Annotated in this window: 1 rRNA gene; it reads left to right on the forward strand. The window is 45.8% G+C overall.

Annotated features, from left to right (window positions below):
- Nucleotides 1-130: ribosomal RNA gene (locus tag MWU49_RS17660) — 16S ribosomal RNA — on the forward strand; the annotation flags it as partial.
- Nucleotides 131-413 lie beyond the last annotated feature (283 nt).

Raw genomic sequence — 413 nt, forward strand, 5'->3', positions numbered from 1 at the left:
ATGGGAGTGGATTGCACCAGAAGTAGTTAGTCTAACCTTCGGGAGGACGATTACCACGGTGTGGTTCATGACTGGGGTGAAGTCGTAACAAGGTAGCCGTAGGGGAACCTGCGGCTGGATCACCTCCTTAACGACAAAGATCTCTGTCCTGTTCAGGGCCCACACGTTTGCTTGTCTAGTTGTTACCGGCAAGAAGCCGGAAACAAGTGATTCCTACGGGATTATTTGTTTCCGGTTTTTTAATCGGTCTTATATCTGATGGTATAAGAAGCTCTTTAAAAATTTGGGAAATGAGAAGTCCAAGTATTCATTGAGAATGCAAGCGTTAGAGACTTTCTGACACTTGTGTCTTTATGGTGAATCGTTATCACGATGAATGACCTGGGCGGTGATGGAGGATTTGTCGAAAGGCG

The sequence above is a fragment of the Alcanivorax sp. S6407 genome, from assembly GCF_023016115.1.
GTDB lineage: Bacteria > Pseudomonadota > Gammaproteobacteria > Pseudomonadales > Alcanivoracaceae > Alcanivorax.